General features: G+C 46.6%; 15 protein-coding genes and 1 riboswitch. Of the genes, 6 read left to right on the plus strand and 9 right to left on the minus strand.

Annotated features, from left to right (window positions below):
• Window positions 1–28 precede the first annotated feature (28 nt).
• From LZU85_RS02725 to add, 4 genes are all read right to left on the minus strand, one after another.
• The gene (locus LZU85_RS02725; RefSeq protein ID WP_045598081.1) at window positions 29–1,174 is read right to left on the minus strand and encodes a dihydrolipoamide acetyltransferase family protein; all 1,146 of its coding nucleotides are present in this window, start codon (window positions 1,172–1,174) and stop codon (window positions 29–31) included.
• On the minus strand, window positions 1,171–2,154 hold the full coding sequence (locus LZU85_RS02730) for an alpha-ketoacid dehydrogenase subunit beta (protein WP_011152306.1): 984 nt from the start codon (window positions 2,152–2,154) through the stop codon (window positions 1,171–1,173). Before LZU85_RS02730 ends, LZU85_RS02725 begins: the two co-directional genes overlap by 4 nt.
• The gene (pdhA, locus tag LZU85_RS02735; protein ID WP_237286305.1) at window positions 2,147–3,241 is read right to left on the minus strand and encodes a pyruvate dehydrogenase (acetyl-transferring) E1 component subunit alpha; all 1,095 of its coding nucleotides are present in this window, start codon (window positions 3,239–3,241) and stop codon (window positions 2,147–2,149) included. Before pdhA ends, LZU85_RS02730 begins: the two co-directional genes overlap by 8 nt.
• Before the next feature lie 736 nt (window positions 3,242–3,977).
• Window positions 3,978–4,973 carry an adenosine deaminase gene (add, locus tag LZU85_RS02740; RefSeq protein WP_011081421.1) on the minus strand — a complete coding sequence of 332 codons (996 nt, stop codon included), beginning with the start codon at window positions 4,971–4,973 and terminating at the stop codon, window positions 3,978–3,980.
• A 23-nt stretch (window positions 4,974–4,996) separates the two neighbouring features.
• A riboswitch (purine riboswitch) is annotated at window positions 4,997–5,096 on the minus strand.
• 150 nt (window positions 5,097–5,246) lie between these two features.
• On the opposite strand from add, the gene LZU85_RS02745 reads away from it, so the two are divergent.
• Together LZU85_RS02745 and LZU85_RS02750 are read left to right on the plus strand one after the other, a co-directional pair.
• Entirely contained in the window at window positions 5,247–5,567 is a 321-nt protein-coding gene (locus LZU85_RS02745) for a DOPA 4,5-dioxygenase family protein (RefSeq protein WP_176297118.1), read from the plus strand.
• 96 nt (window positions 5,568–5,663) lie between these two features.
• Window positions 5,664–7,205 (plus strand): DUF3369 domain-containing protein, encoded by a 1,542-nt coding sequence (locus LZU85_RS02750; RefSeq protein WP_237286306.1) that lies wholly within the window; start codon window positions 5,664–5,666, stop codon window positions 7,203–7,205.
• Between the two features lie 90 nt (window positions 7,206–7,295).
• Here LZU85_RS02750 and LZU85_RS02755 read toward each other — a convergent pair whose 3' ends face one another.
• A complete protein-coding gene (locus tag LZU85_RS02755; RefSeq protein WP_237286307.1) occupies window positions 7,296–9,245 on the minus strand; it encodes a PAS domain-containing sensor histidine kinase in 1,950 nt (649 codons plus the stop codon).
• Window positions 9,246–9,384: 139 nt separating this feature from the next.
• Between LZU85_RS02755 and LZU85_RS02760 the strand changes: the two genes are divergently transcribed.
• A complete protein-coding gene (locus LZU85_RS02760) occupies window positions 9,385–10,377 on the plus strand; it encodes an ABC transporter substrate-binding protein (RefSeq protein ID WP_237286308.1) in 993 nt (330 codons plus the stop codon).
• Between the two features lie 7 nt (window positions 10,378–10,384).
• Here LZU85_RS02760 and elbB read toward each other — a convergent pair whose 3' ends face one another.
• Both elbB and LZU85_RS02770 read right to left on the minus strand, forming a co-directional pair.
• Window positions 10,385–11,035, minus strand: a complete 651-nt coding sequence (gene elbB, locus LZU85_RS02765; RefSeq protein ID WP_237286309.1) for an isoprenoid biosynthesis glyoxalase ElbB — start codon at window positions 11,033–11,035, stop codon at window positions 10,385–10,387.
• A gap of 95 nt (window positions 11,036–11,130) precedes the next feature.
• Window positions 11,131–11,298: a hypothetical protein gene (locus LZU85_RS02770; protein ID WP_237286310.1), complete on the minus strand. Its 168-nt coding sequence runs from the start codon at window positions 11,296–11,298 to the stop codon at window positions 11,131–11,133.
• 126 nt (window positions 11,299–11,424) lie between these two features.
• On the opposite strand from LZU85_RS02770, the gene yddG reads away from it, so the two are divergent.
• Window positions 11,425–12,315 (plus strand): aromatic amino acid DMT transporter YddG, encoded by an 891-nt coding sequence (yddG, locus tag LZU85_RS02775; RefSeq protein WP_176297123.1) that lies wholly within the window; start codon window positions 11,425–11,427, stop codon window positions 12,313–12,315.
• A gap of 31 nt (window positions 12,316–12,346) precedes the next feature.
• Here the strand turns inward: yddG and LZU85_RS02780 are convergent, their stop codons facing one another.
• Entirely contained in the window at window positions 12,347–13,240 is an 894-nt protein-coding gene (locus LZU85_RS02780) for a cation diffusion facilitator family transporter (protein WP_176297124.1), read from the minus strand.
• Window positions 13,241–13,414: 174 nt separating this feature from the next.
• A complete protein-coding gene (locus tag LZU85_RS02785) occupies window positions 13,415–14,293 on the minus strand; it encodes a LysR family transcriptional regulator (protein ID WP_176297125.1) in 879 nt (292 codons plus the stop codon).
• A gap of 145 nt (window positions 14,294–14,438) precedes the next feature.
• Here LZU85_RS02785 and LZU85_RS02790 point away from each other — a divergent pair, with 145 nt between their 5' ends.
• Both LZU85_RS02790 and LZU85_RS02795 read left to right on the plus strand, forming a co-directional pair.
• Window positions 14,439–15,032 (plus strand): class I SAM-dependent DNA methyltransferase, encoded by a 594-nt coding sequence (locus LZU85_RS02790; protein ID WP_336886263.1) that lies wholly within the window; start codon window positions 14,439–14,441, stop codon window positions 15,030–15,032.
• Window positions 15,033–15,386: 354 nt separating this feature from the next.
• Window positions 15,387–16,580: an acetate/propionate family kinase gene (locus LZU85_RS02795; RefSeq protein WP_176297127.1), complete on the plus strand. Its 1,194-nt coding sequence runs from the start codon at window positions 15,387–15,389 to the stop codon at window positions 16,578–16,580.
• The last annotated feature ends 79 nt before the right edge of the window (window positions 16,581–16,659 follow it).

The raw sequence follows: 16,659 nt of genomic DNA on the forward strand, positions 1-16,659 counted from the left end.
AGCCCTTACGCACTGCCTGAGCCACAAGTTACACACTGGGTTTTCTTAAATGCTCTGCCAACGCTTTAGTAAAGCGCGCGGCTTCGCCACCCGTACAAGCACGATGGTCAAAGGTGATCGACAAAGGCATTGCTTTGACGGCCACGGCTTTTCCTTCCCGAAGCACCACTTTCTCAATGATTCGACCCGCCCCCACAATCGCCACTTGCGGCGGTGACACCACAGGCGTGGCATAAATACCGGCGATGGCACCAAAATTCGACAGGGTGATCGTAGCGTGTTGCAACTGCTCACGGCCAATTTTGCGCTCGCGAATTCCTGAAACGGTTTGATTTATCCAGCTACGAATGTCGTCAGGTGAAAACTCATCGGCATGTCGCATCACAGGGACATACAAACCGTGGGCACTGTCTACAGCCACACCAATATTCACGGTATGGTGCACGCAACGTGTGACGGTATCGGCATCAAACCATGCGTTTAATGCGGGTTCTTGCTGGCAGGCATAAACGACCGCTTGAACCAAACGAACGGTAATGTCTTCCTGGCTGCTCCAATGCTCTAACAGCGCTTCCTCAGTAATGGTGACCGCAGCCACTTGCAGATGAGATTCAGTCATAGTGGTCATCATGGTGCGCCGTGCTCCTTTGAGCACTTCCGTACCGGGGCGTTGTTTGCCCGCTTCGTCGTAGACATCGTGATCCATAATCAAACCGGATGGGCCAGTACCAGACACCATCTCCAAGTTCACCCCGAGTTTTTGCGCCAGCAAACGAGCCGATGGCAAGGCGGTCACCCGTTTCTCTGTGGTGTGGTTTTGGTTGCCCCCGATCCAAAAATCGTCCACTTTCACTTGATGCATCTGATTGGACACATGACCCACCACCGTGGCGGCGTCTTCGCGTTGTTGCACTTTTTTGTCGCTGTTTGCGGTCACATCACCGTCTTCGATTTCCAGTAACAGCGCCCCTATGTTAACCACATCGCCTTCATTGCCATGCCGAGTAATAATGGTTCCGGCCCATGGGGCTGGTACATCAACCGTTGCCTTGGCGGTTTCCACGGTGAGGATCACTTGGTCGACTTCCACTTTGTCACCGACGCTGACGTGCCACTTAATAATTTCTGACTCAGCGAGCCCTTCGCCAAGATCCGGTAGGATAAAGGTTTTCATTTCCAGCCCTCCATAAGCTCACGAGCGGCGAGCACAATATCTTGCTCTTGAATCATGAAGTAATCCTCATTGCGGTAATAAGGCATGACGGTATCCATACCCGTCACGCGTTTAGGTGGTGCTTTCAGCAAGCACATTGCCTGCTCAGCGACGCGGGCAATGATCTCGCCACCCACACCACCACTGCGACTGGCCTCGTGCACCACCAATAAACGTCCGGTTTTTTCTAAAGATTGGAAAATGGTCGCCATATCAAGCGGCTTGATACTGGCTAAATCAATCACCTCCGCCTCAATGCCTTGTGAGGAGAGCGTTTGAGCGGCTTGCAGAGATTCCACCACGCATGCGCCCCAAGTCACCAAGGTTACATCGCGGCCTTTACGCAAGGTGAAACAGCTATCAAGTGGTAGCGCTTCGCCGTTATCCACCACCTCTGATTTGACGGTGCGGTAAATGCGTTTGGGTTCAAAGAACATCACAGGATCATCACTGCGGATGGCAGCGAGCAAAAGGCCGTAAGCGCGCTGAGGTGAAGAAGGAATCACCACCTTAAAGCCGGGAATATGAGCAAAGAGCGCTTCGATACTTTCAGAGTGGTGCTCTGGGGCGTGAATACCGCCGCCAAAAGGGGCGCGAAACACCGCAGGACAGGTGAGGCGTCCTCGAGTGCGGTTTCGCATTCTTGCCGCGTGACAAATCAGATGCTCCATCGCTGGAAACACAAAGCCTTGAAACTGAAATTCAGCAACCGGCCTCAATCCTTGTGTCGCCATACCTACCGCTACGCCACCAATTAACGCTTCGGCCAGCGGTGAGTCCATCACGCGCTTTAGGCCAAATTTCTGTTTGAGACCGACGGTTGCACGAAACACGCCGCCGTTGTCTCCCACATCTTCACCAAGCACCACGACGTTTGCATCGCGCTCCATCTCGTGGTGAAGGGCGAGGTTGACTGCTTCAACTAGGGTTAGTTCAGCCATGTTTGCCTCCCTGCATGCGCATTGCTTTATTAATTAACATGTCTCGTTGAGCATGAAGCTCGACCGGCAGCGAGGCATAGAGATAATCAAAGGCACTTTCGGGGGCTTGTGGCGGAAGTGAAAGATAGTGTGCGACGGCTTGCTCTACTAGTTGTTTGCAATGGGCTAACCATTGTTGCTCGAGCTCTTCATTCCACAGCCCTTGAGCGGTCAAATAGGCTTGAAGGCGCTTGATCGGTTCATACTGCCATGCTTGCTTTAACTCATCGGCACTGCGATATCGGCTTGCATCGTCGGCAGTGGTGTGATCACTCAGGCGATAGCTGATCGCTTCAATCAATGTCGCGCCTTTGCCTTTTCGTGCTCTGTCCAGAGCGTTGTTAACGGCATCATAAACAGCGACCACGTCATTGCCATCCACGGTGATACCGGGAATGCCAGCGCCTTTGGCTTTCTCTGACAACAAATCCGCCGCACATTGCAACTGACGAGGAACGGAGATCGCCCACTGGTTGTTGTTAACGACAAACACCAAAGGCAAATGCCACACGCCAGCGCAGTTGATGGATTCCAAAAAATCGCCTTTGGAGGTCGCACCATCGCCACAGGTCACTAAAGCGGCGTCATGATTACCTTGAATTTTGAGTGCGGAGGCCACGCCAACGGCGTGCGTGCATTGGGTGGCAATTGGGACACAAAACGGGAGATCGGAACAGCGTAAGTGGCTTTCCTCGGGACAAAAATCACTGCCGCGTTCATCTCCGCCCCAATATTGCAGGTTTTTCTCCATGCCAATACCACGAACCCACATGGCGGGCATGTCCCGATAGTAAGGAATGAACACGTCAGAAGGTTTGAGCGCATGACCAATGCCAACCCCAAACGCTTCAGAGCCAAGGTGGGATGGGTAGGTGCCAAGTTTCCCCGTTCTTTGTAGCGCCACCGCTTTGTTGTCGTACGCTCTGGTGATGAGCATGTCACGGTAAAATTGGACAAGACGCTCCTCACTAGCCCAAGAAGGGAGTGGGCTTTGCACATTCCCTTCATAGTCGAGGAATCGGTGCATTGGCAGTGCCTGAATATTCATCTCAAGCTCCTTTTGATAAGCCTATCGCCACAGGAGATAAGCTGACACAAGACTGAAAGAGAATGTCCAATTCACATCACATGAGATGCGCTAGATATGCGCCATTTCTTAAAATTGTCTCCTGTGAAAGCGAAAGTGGCTATTTGATGCTTCTGCATTTATCCACTTCCACAGTGATCCATCTTGGGACATCCGATTTACTGTAAGTGTAATCAAAATGTTAAATTTCGCTAAGATTAGTTTGTTTTCAAGCAGTAAACTCTGCCTTACACCGCTGAGAATTAGGACAATGTTTCAGCTTTGGCATTTGGGCTTGTTAAAATTTGAAGGAAATAACTAGGGTCTGTTGACCTTTTGCGGTTAAATTTTGTTCGAGAAAAAAGCGTTTTAATCGCGGCGAGAGGTTTGTCGCCTAGTCATTCTAAGCAAAACACATCTCAACAAAGAGTAAAACGCTTTTATCGGGGGCGCCCAGCTCGAACCCTTCGGGCAGCGTTTGTGACTCCTTTTTGCTGCGTTATCGGCTTATCAGGTAGGGCAGCTACATTTCAAAGCCTCTGCCTTGCACAAAGAACCCACAAACTGCTGCAAAAATCAGCTCAAAAGGTCAACAGACCCTATGGTTGACACAAAACATCTCAGAATGTTCGTGAAAAAAAGATGAGTGTTTGCTGTGGTGGAATGAAAAACGCCTTCCGTTGGGAAGGCGCATTATCGATATCGGTTTGCCTAACGCTTACTGAGCGAAGCTCAATAGATGCTGTTTAACCGCATCAGATGTGAAGGCATTGTTGACACTGATAGTGTAGATATCGAAGTATTCCGCTTCTGTCAGTTCAAATGCTTCAACGACTTTACGCACTTCGTCGGTCATCGTGGTGTTCGACACGGTACGGTTGTCAGTGTTGATCGTTACGGCAATACCGTCTTTGTAGAACGCTTTAATTGGATGTTCACTCAAGCTGTTGACGGCTTTGGTCTGAACGTTACTGCTAGGGCAGGTTTCCAGAGCCACTTCTTCCCCTTTAACGAGCTGGTAAGCTTCTGGGTGGTTGTGGATGAAAATACCGTGGCCAACACGCTCTGCGCCAAGCAAAGAAATCGCGTCATAGACGTTTTGTCCTGCACCTTGCTCACCTGCGTGAATAGTGATGCGGTAACCCAACTCTTTTGCGTATTGTGCGTAAGGAACAAACTCGTGACAGAATCCAGGAACTTCAGAGCCAGCGAGGTCAAAAGCCACAATGCCATCGTTAAGGTGTTTTGCGCCTGCTTCTAAAACCGCTTTAATTTGGTCTTTTGGCATGGTGCGTAGAATAGACAAAATGTAGTTACCGTGGATGTCGTATTGCGCTTCTGCACGTTTCATTCCACGAACCACGCTGTCCATGATGTCGTCAAGGCTTAAGCCTTTTACTTGGTGTAAAAGCGGGCCAAAGCGAACTTCTAAATATTTGACGTTCTCGTTTGCAGCGTCTTCGAATAGCTCAAATGAAATTCTCTCTAGCGCTTCTGCCGTTTGCATGACCATACCTGGCAACTCAAAGCGTTTCAGATACTCATCCAAATTTGGGCAAGTTTCTGGTGCAACCATCATCTCTTTGATCACGTTGATGTCACGTGATGGCAGAGTGAGGTTCTGTTCGTCAGCAAGGTCAATAATTGTCTGCGGGCGTACGCTACCATCTAGGTGGCAGTGCAAATCGATCTTCGGCAGGTCAAAGTAATTCATGAGTCTTCTCTTTATAAAATTTCGGATAAAGCGACAGACTTCATAATCAAGAGTTTAAGGCTCTTGGTAGAAACTCCCAAACCATATCATTAGGATTATATGAAGCGTTGATCGCCGAAAGTCTAGCACCTGTTTTTCGCCTCATCAATGTGACAAAAGGGGCTTTTTCATCGGGATCTTCGATTTTTTTTATAGACTCTATCGATATCTGTTGATTGGAAACGCTCAACAAACCGCTAGAATGAAACAAATTATTTCAAAAGGTTACTCTGTATGTTTCACGCCCATGTTTATTATCCTCTGATTCGTCGCCAAGATGCGTTGAAGATTCATCAGCAGATCCGCAATGAACGCCAAGATGTCACAGCGATATTTCCGCTGGTCGATCGTCTTGTTGGCCCCCATAAGATGCCGATGTTTGAGCTGCACTTTCGTGATAATCAACACGGTTTGATTGAATGGTTGGATGCACATCGCGGCGATCTATCCGTATTGATTCATCCGGTCAGTGATGAGCATTTGCTCGACCACACTGAACGCGCTCACTGGTTAGGCAAAGAACTTGGCATTTTTGAAGAAACGCTAAGAGCTTAAAAAATACAGATAATCACTTTTATGGCTTTCCGCCGTTGTCACCTTCGATTTGTGCTAAACCTAGAGTATGAGTAACAAAAATGGAGAGGGTGACAAATGGACTTGTTTGCAGACCATCGTGCAGAAAATCAACCTCAGGAGCCTACACAGAGCCTTCGTCTATGTAAGCCATGGAAAGTTTTGCTGGTGGATGATGATGAACAAATGCATCAAGTCACTCGATTAGCGCTGAGTGGTTTTCAGTTCCAAGAGAGGAAGTTGGAACTCATCTCCGCGCTATCAGGGCAAGAGGCTAGGCAGATTTTGCAGCAGCAAACGGATATTGCCGTTGCGTTTGTCGATGTGGTGATGGAGACCGAGCATGCGGGCCTTGAGTTGGTTAAGTTCATTCGCGAGCAAATGAAGAACCGCTTGATTCGTCTCGTGCTCAGAACGGGGCAAGCAGGGCAAGCACCGGAAGATATCGTCATCAAGGAATATGAGATTGATGACTATAAAGAGAAAACGGAGCTCACCACGCAAAAGTTGAAGACCGTTCTCTATTCCATGTTGCGTGCTTATCGCGACCTTTGTTTGATAGAAGAACAAAAAGAAGGTTTGAGTAAGGTAATTCAAGCCTCTGCTTATGTACAAAATACCACCTCTCTGCAGAACTACGCTTCAGCTGTGTTAGAACAACTCACTTCCTTGCTCAAGTTAGAGAAGTCGGCTTTTTATTGCTTGGTAAAGCCTAAACCAATTGGTGAGGCGAGTAGAGCAATGACATTGGCCGCAACGGGAAGCTATGTGAACCTATACGCTGAATGTGACTTCGAAAAATTGCCAATGCTGGTAGCAGAACGTTGTCAGCAAGTGCTTTCAAGTCAAAGAACTACCAATTTTGGCGATGCATTTGTACTTTACAATGATGATGGCCAAGGGTTAAACAGTCTTTTATACGTTAACATTAGTAAGAGTCTCGCAGAGCTAGATCTTCAGTTGCTGGAGATTTACATGCAGAACATTGGGTTAACCTTTGAAAATCTTAACTTAATGTTGGATGTCAGAGAAACCTCAAAAGAGCTAGTTTGTAATCTTGCAAATGCAGTTGAGGCGCGCAGCAAAGAAACTGGAGCACACGTTCAGCGGGTCTCATTAATCTCTGAAAAGTTGGCCCAGTTGTATGGCTTGGATGAACGAGATGTAAGTTTGATCAAACATGCCGCACCTTTACACGATGTGGGCAAAGTTGCGATTCCTGACAACATTCTTCACAAGCCCGGTAAGCTGGATGCGCAAGAGTGGGAAATCATGAAAAAGCACGTCGAATATGGCGTCAACATCTTGAGTAAATCCAAACGACGCCTCTTTGCCATTGCGAAAGAAATCGCTGGGACGCATCACGAAAAGTGGGACGGTTCAGGGTATCCGATGGGGCTGAAAGGCGAGGCGATCCCGATCAGTGGCCGAATTACGGGCTTGGCGGATGTGTTTGATGCGTTAGGGGCAAAACGCAGCTACAAAGAACCGTGGTCTGATGAACAAATTCGCCAAGAAATCGAAGCGCAAAAAGGCAAACATTTCGATCCCCGATTAGTGGATTTGTTGTTGGAAAATTGGCAAGCGTTTATCGATATTCGTATTCAGCATCCTGACTAGCGAGTCCTTTGGTTATCCTTTTTTATTTCTCAGCTCTTGCTTTTTTCTGCGAACCCCGTGCTATTTAGCACGGGGTTCTTGTTATTGAAATCAGGCACTTTTCTGAGCAAACTCTATCTGCATTGGCAGTTCTTTGGGCAGTGTAATTACAAAATGCACGCCTTGGTTTAGCTCTGAATGAAAAGAGAGATCACCTTTGAGCTTTTGTTTGACTAAATTAAACACCAGATTTAAGCCTAATCCAGAACCGCCTTTTCCTCGCTTACTAGTATAAAACGGCTCGAAAATCTTTTGGTGTAACGACTCGTCAACACCGGAGCCGTTGTCTTGATACTCCAATATGACGTTTTGTTCTTGTTCAGAAATGCGGACAAGAATCTCGGGGTTTGGTTGAGCAGTGAAGGCGTGATTGACACTGTTGAGGACAAGATTTGAGACGATTTGAGTGAGAACACCGGGCAAACTGTTCATGACCACATCCTCTGGTGATTCGACGACGGGAATCACTGGCACCTTGCGTGTTTCAGGATGCAGGCTGGCAATTAACGCCTCAAGCACTTGTTTGACATTGAACTCGCTGCGGCTTTCGGAGATTTGATCGACCGCCGTTTGTTTGAAATCTCGGATCAGTTTCGCCGCACGGTTAAGGTTGTTTTCCAGCATTTGGCTGCTGTCAGAAATTCTCTGCATCACGTCGGCAAATTGTGCGCTGGTTAAAGTTTGATTGGAAAAGGCTTGATTAAGCTCATTGGAAGCATCTCGAATAATCGAAGAGGCGGTCACTGCGATACCAAGTGGGGTGTTGACTTCGTGGGCAACACCAGCAACAAGCCCGCCCAATGCCGCCAGTTTTTCTGATTCCACGAGCTGTTCTTGTGTGGCTTTGAGCTGTTCCATGCTTTGCTTTAAGTCGAGGGTTCTTACCGCCACTTCATGCTCAAGGTTTTGGTTGAGTTGTTGCAGTTCGATCTGTGTGAGTTTGAGATCTGTAATGTTAATCGTGGTACCACGAAAACCGAGAAATTTGTTCTCTTCATATTTTGCGATGGCTTGAAAAAGAAAATGGTAAGTAATGCAGTTTAAGATGATGCTCTCTTCACACATGGAAAAATCATTTCGCCTCAAAATATAACTGGTGAGATTGTGTGCCTCTGAAAGCGCGTCAATCTCGGTAAACAGTGGCTTTTCCATCGGGTTGACATTGAGCGCGTTAATCATCGCATCAGAACAGTACGTTAGCCGGCCAAGTTCGTCGGTTTCCCATAACCAATCTGAAGATACGTGGGTGAAATCAGCCAGCCGCTCTTGTTCCTGTTTGATATTGCGATATAAGGTGGTGACATTGCCTGTAATCCGGTTGGTTTCATCGCCGAGCCAGTCGAGTTCGTCATCGTTCTCCATGATCCATTGGTAATGCGCAAGTTGTAACGGATCGGAAGGATGTCTTGGATTGTAGTTTCTTAAATACTGTGCGATTTCAAAGATACGTCGATTCACACTGGCATGGAAAATCATCAAAATGATGTAGCAAACCAATGCGGTTTTCATGGCATTTAAAGTGAGGGTCACCAGAAACTGTTTAAGCAGATAATGGTAGATTTCGTGCGCATCAGACTCGACGTAAATGGTGCCTAGCTCTTCTCTTGTCCCAGAAATGTCGTTGTAATAGCTCAGCGGATAAGTATCGATGATGGCACCTTCAGCGACTTTTTCACCCGAGTTGAAGGTGTAGTTTCCCGACTGAACTTCCAGATAATCGATTTTTGGCAGATTGACCAAACCATCCAACCGTTCTTGCAATAACACCAAATCAAATGACCATAACGAAGCAGAAAGTAAGCCGGCATGAACAGTTTGAATCTCATGATGCCGTTGTTCTACGTCATTAAATTCCTTGTCATAGTCCCAATAAAGTTGCAGCAAGGTCGTGAGCAAAGTGAAAGCGCCACTGAGTAGTATCATGATCAAGATAATGCGTCGACCAATGCGGCTAAAAAGAGGGTTGTTAAGGCTTTCTTGGTACCGAGTTTTACGACTCATGATATTCCCTCTTTGGCCATCGAGTACTTTGAAAGTATAGTCAGGATAGAAAACAGGATGGAGAAACTAGGCCAGCGTTTTTCTTTTTGATACTAGAGGTCTACACTCGGTAGAGAGCTGTTTGCAATGAGATAAGGTAATGAAAGTTATTACATTGAGTGTGCTTAAGGCGATAGTGTTGCTCGCTGTTTTAGTCGCGCCTTTTGCCAATAGTACAGAAATCTTAGTCATTCAGAGTTACCACGCTGAATTTGAATGGGACAAAAGTTATCTTCACGGTATTTCGCAAGAATTAGGGGATCGCGCTCAGTTAGAAACCTTTGAAATGAACACCAAACGAGTCCCCAAAGAGCAATACGCTGCTATGGCCGATAAAGCGTTTGCGAAGTACCAGACGATGAAGCCAGATATAGTGGTGCTCGGAGATGATAACGCTTTCCACTATATCTATCCGAAGTTGTATGATGAGCCGATATCAATGGTCTTCCTCGGTGTGAACTCTAATCCACGCAAGCTTTTATCACAGTACCATGGTCAGGCTAGGGTCACCGGAATTTTAGAATTGCCGTTGTTTGTCAAAAATGTCGCTGAAATTAAGAGATTGCTGGCCAAAGACCCTTTAAAGATTTGGGTGATGTTTGACTCTGGTGTCACTTCCAACATTGCGGGGGCTTATATTGAGAGACAGTATCAAATGATCAAGCAAAGTCTCGGCATTGAAATGGCGGTGCATTTGATTGATACAGAGGAGAAATGGCAAACCGTGATCATGCAAGCTAAAGAGCAAAATGTTGATGCTGTTCTGGTGGGTTTATATCAGACCTTGGTCGATAAGCAGGGTGACAATGTACCAGCGGAAAAGATCTTATCTTGGAGTAACACTCACTCGGAAGTTCCACTGTTTGGTTTTTGGGATTTCTCGGTCGGAAAGGGAAAAACAGCTGGGGGTGTGGTGCTGTTTGGGGAGGCTCAAGGACGTCAGGTAGGACAAATCATCAACCAAATTTTGGATGGTAAACCTGCAGATACCATTCCTATCCAAATTGGCAATCAAGGTCGACCACTCTACAGTGAATCTGAATTTCGCCGTTGGAAACTACCCGCTCCACAAGAATGGGAGCGGGTAGACTAGAAAACTGTTAAGCGGCTTCGACCAACGCGCTAATCAGCTTGTCAATGCCGCTCGCCGCTTCACGAATGGAACCAGCAAGCATGTATGCGGGTGTTGAAAACACGTTGTGTTTGGCATCATGGCAAATTTCGTCAACTTCGCACGCTTTGTGGTCACCGCCCATCTGATTGAAGGCAGCGGCTGTTGCGGCATCATTGCCTATGGTACCTCCAATTCCAGCACCGTAAATCAGTGGCAGTATGACAGGGGCAATACAAAGATAGCCAGCAGGTTTACCGGCTAGAGCAAATGCCTTGCACGCTTTCTCGACATCCTGATTCAGGCGGCATTCTGCGCCAGAAATGGCGAAATTACTGAGGTTTTTCGCTGCGCCAAATCCGCCTGGAAGGAGTAGCGCATCGAACTCTTCAACATTGAGTTTCAACACGTCGTCGATATTGCCTCTCGCAATGCGTGCAGATTCCACTAATACATTACGAGTTTCGCTCATCTCTTCCCCAGTTTTATGATTGATCACGTGCAGCTGATCTACGTTAGGGGCAAAACAGTGCCAATTGGCTCCCGCTTTTTCAATCGCGTGGAGTGCGAGCACGGCTTCGTGAATTTCTGCACCATCATAAACACCACAGCCGCTCAGAATAACCGCCACTTTTTTCATGTTTACCTTCCTATGATTAGGGAACTTGCCAACGAGTGATCCCACTCTAGCGCAATTTGGTGCTTAAGAAATATGCAACCTCATTTTCTGTGGCTTTATTCAAGTTCAGTGTTGGCTGTTTTGCAGCCGCTTCCATTCTCGGCGATAGAAACGCCTTCATCGAGTGTTGAATCGTTGGAGTCGTTTTGGTCGGACTCATTCTCGTCATAATAACGAACAACAAAAGGGGTGAGCATGACACTGGAAGGGAGAAATCGTTTCATAAAGGCTCCTGCATCGGACGATGGTTTTGTTTATATAGAGAATGGAAGCGTTTGTTTTTGAACTAGGTCAGTTTTGCAGTAAGCTCTTGCTCTTATTTGCTTGTGCTGCGCTTGGGATCACAGAGAATGACAAATCGCTATACCTTGTTTGGCTTGCTTGCCATCTTATTTTGGAGTTGCTTGTTGGCAATGACACGTATGGTAGCTGAATCTTTTGGTGCACTTGGTGGTGCTGCGCTCTTGTACACCTGTAGCGCGATTATGTTAATGATGGTGCTTGGTATTCCGAAGTTACGTCACTTTTCTCCTCGCTACTTATTGCTAGGAGGGGCCTTGTTCGTCAGCTATGAAATCTTACTTGCTCTGTCGTTAGGTTATGCCGATAGCCGAATACAGTCGATTCAAGTTTCAATCGTCAATTATCTTTGGCCAGCTTTGACAGTATTGTTTGCGGTGTGGGGAAGCGCGAAGAAAACCAGTTGGTGGCTTTACCCAGCGGTGCTGCTGGCCTTTATTGGTGTAGCGTGGACGATCAGTGGTGATGATGGCGTGTCACTGACAACGATCCAGGCAAACGTGATGGCCAACCCGGTAGTCTTTATTATGGCTTTTGCTGGGGCAATTATCTGGGCGATTTATTGCAATGTGACGCAAAAACAGCAGTCAAAACATAACGCCATCACGCTGTTTTTTATCGCCACCGCAGTGACTCTTTGGCTGAAGTTTGCGTTATCTCCGCCAATGCCTCTTCACTTTGAATGGCGAAGTGGCCTTGTTTTGCTGGGTGCATCCACGCTGATGGCGGGCGGTTACGCATTGTGGAATGTAGCAATTGTTGGCGGTAACATGATGTTTCTGGCCACTTTGTCTTACTTTACGCCTGTGTTGTCGGCTCTGTTCTCATCCATTATTTTAGGCGTTACGCTGCCCAGTACCTTTTGGCAGGGCGTTGCCATGGTCACCGTTGGCTCTCTGGCTTGCTGGTGGTTAACGAGAAACAAAAACGCCGTCGGATGAGACGGCGTTTGGGGTTAGATCTGCAAGCCAGTTAGAAAGCGACGTTTACGTTAAGCTGTAGTTTAAACGGATGCTTAGAAAGCTGTTGCTTCAGTTTATCTCGAGTATTTTCCAGTTCGGCTAGGGCCAACGTTTTGTTTTTAACATGCAAATCAACGTTAACGCGTAATTCTTGCCCCACTTTAGCAACACCTGCGAGTTTCAGATGCTGGGAAGTTTGTTTCTCAATGAACTCAATATCATGGCCGACACTTCGACAAAGCTCCTCATTTGGAGACATAACCAACAACTCACGCAGAGCGTCTTTCAACATGCCCAGTGGCACTTTGATGAAGTAAAACGACATTGCCAGCATCATGACTGGATCCGCATAGGCTGCAAACTCAGCGTATGGGGTATACGTCACGGCGATGGACATGATAAATCCAATGGTAACAACGGCACTGAGCAGCGCATCCATCTGCCACTGTTTGACTTCAGCGGCAATAAGTCCCGACGAGTATTGACGACTTTTTCTGGAGATATACCACCAGACATAAGCACAACCAATCACACACGAAGTCTCAAAGAAAATCGCTACAGAGGCATTGACCTCACGACCACCGTTGAACAAATCGAACACGGCAGAATAAAGTGAGTAAGCAACCACCATTAAAATCACTATTGCCTTGATTGCGATAACAATCGGCTCTAAGACAGCTTTACCAAAAGGAAAAAGTCGTTGAGAAGGTTTACTAATGTAGTAAGAAGCTGCGAGCGACAATAATGTTAACAGCAGACTGACGAGGGAGTATACTCCGTCGAACATAATTACCAGTGACCCTGCGAACATACCAAGTACCAAACCACTAACTGCGAACCCAGATGCTGCAAGGGCTGAGAAGATTAAAATACGGTTTTCGTTCTTAGTTGTCCTGTCACACATAAAATTTTCCGGTTGCTAAACACTCTGTTATTGTTTGCGTAACGGCGAAATTTTACAAATGAAAAGTCAGTGAATGAAATGTGTCAATTTAATGATTGTTGATATTGTCTTTTTAAATCAATATTTTAATTGGTAAATCGAGCGTCATTAATATTGACGCTCACTGTGCTCGAGTTAGAAATCGAACAAATAATCGTTGATTCTGTCCGCCAGCCACGTCATGGCTGGGTGTTCTCTCATGCCACTATGGGTCAGCATGCAATAATCCTCTTGGGTCAAACCGTAGGTGTGTTTGATTACGGCGAGTTTTTGTTCGCGCAAGTAGAGTCGAATCAAGGGTTCGGGTAATACTCCCCATGCGTTTTCTTGGAGGATCATGTTCAGCATGTAGTCAAAGCAGGAAAAACCGATGTGGCGTAGGGAAAAGGGCCTTAGCTCAGGATTGTCTTTTTCATTCAAATAGACCATCAACGCTTGCATTTGTGCTCGTAAGTCTTCATCAGAAACACGGCGCATCTTGGTGAGGGGATGATCATGTTGACATACAGACATCATGCGAATTTTACCCAGTGGCGTGTAGGTAATCTTAGGGCTGTCAACACGTTCGTAGTCGACACCGAAGGCAAAATCCACCTGTCTGGTCTCCACCAAGTTGGCAAGATCGCCACTGGATGCCAGCACGATGTTGAATGCGGTTGAAGGGTACTGGCGACTGAGTTCGTGAGAAAATTCCTGCCAAGTTTCATCGGGTAATGAATCGTCTCGAGCGATCCATAACTCAGCGTTAAAAACGCCCGATACTTCTGCACAGGTTTGTTTGATGCGCTGAGAAGTGACAAGCAAATTTTCACAGTCTTTAAAAATCGCTTTACCTGCTTCTGATAACGTCAGTTGATTACCAGAGCGGATAAATAGCTCGATATCCAACTCCTTTTCCAGCGATTTGATCGACATGCTGAGTTTAGTTCGATTGCAGTCTAGATGTCTTGCTGCTTCAGAGACTGAGCCTAACTCTGCAATACTACAAAAGGCTTCAATTTGTGAAAGGTTCATAATTCACTCGTAAAATGGAACTTGGTTCTAGCATAGCGAACTTTAGCATAGGTTGTTAAGTTGCTTTATGTGCTGGGAAATTGACAATAACTCTATGACGTAAGGAATATTTTGAGTTAATCTATCAGCGTTGCAAGAAGTAATTATGGAGGCCGTGATGGCACACAATTGGGACGAAGCCGCGAAGGAGTGGGAGAGCAATCCAGCAACGGAACAGTTTGCACAATCTGTGTTTAACCAGTTGACGAGTTTAGCTAACCTCAACGGAGCTAGAATCCTAGATTTAGGATGTGGTACAGGCTTGTTAAGCCGAAAAATGTCGCCCTTAGCGAAAGAGATCATTGCACTTGATTCATCCGAAGAAATGATCGAAGAGTTAGACAAAAAGCAGTTGCCCAATGTCGAACCTGTAGTGGATAGTCTCACTCGCGGCTTGGCGGCTCAGCACCCTGCATTTCGTGGGCAGTTTGACGTGGTGGTTGCCTCGTCGGTTTGTGCATTTATTGATGACCTACCTACGACGTTAGAAGTGTCTCATAGCTTGCTGAACATTGGAGGATGCTTTATCCACTGGGATTGGATAGCAGAATCGGATGATGAAGGATTGACAATGAAACGAGCCGAGCACTTGTTGCTTCAAGCGGGATTTGACGAGGTGAGCGTGAAACCATCCTTCAGTCTTGCTCTTGGGGGCTCTGAACAAAAAGTTTTTGTTGGGATCGGCAAGCGTACTGAGTAGTTGTTCGTTTTCGACGATACGATAGAACAATATTCACGGTCGCGATTGAGTAAAACGATACCGATTGGTAAAGGCTACTGCATTTGATGCGGTGGCCTTTGTTGTTTTTGGCGTTCAAGCGTATCTCCTTTGTCCCTTGTTTGACGGTACGATTTTGGGGAGTTGGGTAAATTATTTTTGCTTAGAAATAAATGATAAATTGCGACAGATCAATAAATAGTGGTGGCAAAAATAATTGAGTTAAAAGATAGTTGAAAGATTCAAAAATTATTGAATAATGGTTTCAACAATGAATGAACATCGCGCCTTGGCGTCGGTCCCTTATATTCCGCTCCACAACAGGAAATAAACTTAATGTCTAATTCGTTCGTATTGGTCATCAACTCGGGTAGCTCTTCTCTCAAGTTCGCAGTCATTAACTCTGTCACTGGTGAAGCGGTGCTGAGTGGCTTGGGTGAGTGCTTTGGTCTTGCAGATGCTCGCATGAGCTGGAAATACTCAGGCGAAAAAACAGAGATTGTCATTCAAGGTGAAGATAACCACCACAAAATCGCTATCGGCAAACTGGTTGGTTTGACTGAAGAATTAGGTTTGACGAAAGATATCGTTGCTGTAGGGCACCGAATTGTACACGGTGGTGAGAAGTTCACATCGACAGTACGTATTAATGAAGAAGTGACGGCAGAGATCGAGAAGCTTGCCGATCTTGCTCCATTGCATAACCCTGCGGGTGCTATCGGTATTCGTGCGGCGATGGAAGCCTTTCCTGCACTTCCTCAGTTTGCTGTGTTTGATACCGCTTTCCACCAAACTATGCCAAAGCGCGCGTTTACCGGCGCTATCGCGAACGAGTTGTACACGGATTTCGGCATTCGTCGCTACGGTTTCCATGGCACCAGCCACTACTTCGTAAGTCGTGAAGCAGCGAAAATGCTGAACAAGCCAATTGAAGAATCTAGCTTCATCTCTGTACACCTTGGCAATGGTGCTTCAGTGTGTGCGATTAACAATGGTGAATCTGTCGATACCTCTATGGGCTTCACGCCACTTTCTGGCCTCATGATGGGTACCCGTTGTGGCGACCTAGACCCTGGCATCATTGAATACCTACTTAAGAAAGGTTGGTCTCAAGAGAAAGTGTTCAACTCACTAAATAAAGCCTCTGGCTTCTTAGGTGTATCCGGCCTAACTAGCGACGCTCGTGGCATTCTAGAAGCGATGGAACAGGGCCACGAAGGCGCGACGCTGGCATTCCAAGTGTTCACCTACCGTGTCGCGAAATACATTGCGTCATACCTAGCTGCGCTAGATTCTTTTGACGGCATCATCTTCACTGGCGGCATTGGCGAAAACTCACTACCAATTCGTCGTGAGATCCTTAAGAATCTGAAACTTCTTGGTTTTGTTGAAGATGAAAAAGGCAACGAAGATGCTCGTTTCGGTAACGCAGGTGTGATCGCAACATCGACATTGCTAAACGCAGTGGCGATGGTTATCCCAACCAACGAAGAATTCGTGATTGCCCAGCAGTCGGTTGAGTTACTGTAATTAATAACGAAAACAGATAGTTAAAAGCGAGCTTGGTGCTCGCTTTTTTAGTTCTTTATGTTGGATAGACCATCGCTAA

It is taken from the genome of Vibrio floridensis (assembly GCF_021852965.1).
Lineage (GTDB): Bacteria > Pseudomonadota > Gammaproteobacteria > Enterobacterales > Vibrionaceae > Vibrio > Vibrio floridensis.